The sequence below is a fragment of the Arthrobacter sp. 05L45_2 genome (assembly GCF_056397525.1).
On sequence record NZ_JBFTNO010000343.1, the window covers coordinates 1 to 1,487 of the forward strand.

Annotated in this window: 1 protein-coding gene; it reads right to left on the reverse strand. The window is 65.4% G+C overall.

All coding sequences use genetic code 11. The features are described 5' to 3' along the window. A partial coding sequence (locus AC1DHD_RS16255) for a putative bifunctional diguanylate cyclase/phosphodiesterase (RefSeq protein WP_476880694.1) occupies positions 1–1,368 on the reverse strand: 1,368 nt, incomplete at its 3' end. Positions 1,369–1,487: the final 119 nt, after the last annotated feature.

The window sequence follows — 1,487 nt, forward strand, 5'->3', positions numbered from 1 at the left end:
GATCAAATGCAGGACAGCCTCAACGAAGCCGCCCTGCTCCTCGTCAGATCCCAGCCCGTCAATCAGGCTCTTGTCGATCTTGACCACGTTCACGGGCAGCCGGCGCAGGTAGCTGATGGAGGAGTATCCGGTGCCAAAGTCGTCGATTTCGAGCTGGACACCCAGCTGGCGGAGCCCGCTCAGGGAGTACTTGTCGACGTCGCCGCCGGTCACCGCCATGGATTCGGTCAGCTCGATGATGAGGTTTGYGGCGTCGACGCCGGTTTCGCTGAGGATGTCCTGGACGTGTTCGATGAGTTCCRGGTTCTGCAGTTCCGTGGTGGAGATGTTCACCCGCACGGAGAATTCGCTGTCCAGCGGCAGCCGGTCCTGCCAGTCGCGGAGCTGCCGTACCGCGTTGCGCAGCACCCAGTGGCCCAGCTCCACGATCATCCCGGTCTCCTCGGCAAGGGGGATGAACTGGTCCGGCATCAGCAGCCCGCGCTCGGGGTGGTTCCAGCGGACCAGGGCCTCGACGCCCTCAATCCGGCCCGTGGGGAGCTCGACGACCGGCTGGAAGTGCAGGGTGAGCTGGTCATGCAGGATCGCCTCCCGCATTTCCGTCACCATAAGGCTCTGCAGCCGGCGGGCGTACAGGAGGGCCGGTTCGAAGACCTTGATAGCRCTGTGCGGCTGGGCCTTGGCCGCGTACATGGCCGTGTCGGCTTCCATCACGAGCTCGTCGGCCGACTGCCCGGGTTCGGCCACCCGCACACCAATACTGGTGCCACAGGTGATACGGAGGTCGCCGATGTCCAGGCTTTCGCTGAGCGCCTTCAGGATCCGGTTCGCGACCCGCCGGGCCCGGACGAGGTTCGATTTGGGCAGCATCACGGCGAATTCGTCGCCGCCGAGCCGGGCCACGGTGTCCGTGACCCGGACGGCCTCCTGCAGCCGGCGGGCGATGACGCGCAGAACGTCGTCCCCCGCACTGTGGCCGAGGGTGTCGTTAATTCCCTTGAACGAGTCGAGGTCGAGGATCAGCAGCGCCGGCGGCATCTCGCCGCGCAGCGTTTCGGCGAGCGCGTGGCTGAGCACGGAGTTCAGTGCGGTCCGGTTCGCCAGCTGGGTGAGCGGATCGGTCAGCGCCATCCGTTCGAGCTCCACCTGGGCCTCGCGCAGCATGGCGGTGCGGCTTTCGACCCGTTCCTCCAGCTCCTGGTAAATGGTCTGCAGGTCATCGGCCATCAGGTTGATGCCCGCAATGACGGCGGCGACGTCGTCGCGCGCGCCCGAATGCGGGATCCTGGTGCTTAGGTCGCCGCTCGCGATCCGGACAATGCCTTCCACCAACGTGTGGAGCCGGGGGTCTGGTACATCACTTTTCACTCGTATACGGCCTTAACCACTCGAGGGCTTCTGACCGCGAAAGGAAGAACTCGGCCGGGATTGTTTCGGTTCGTGACCGCAGCAGGTAGTGGGCGATCACGCGGTCCACGGGGCTCTCC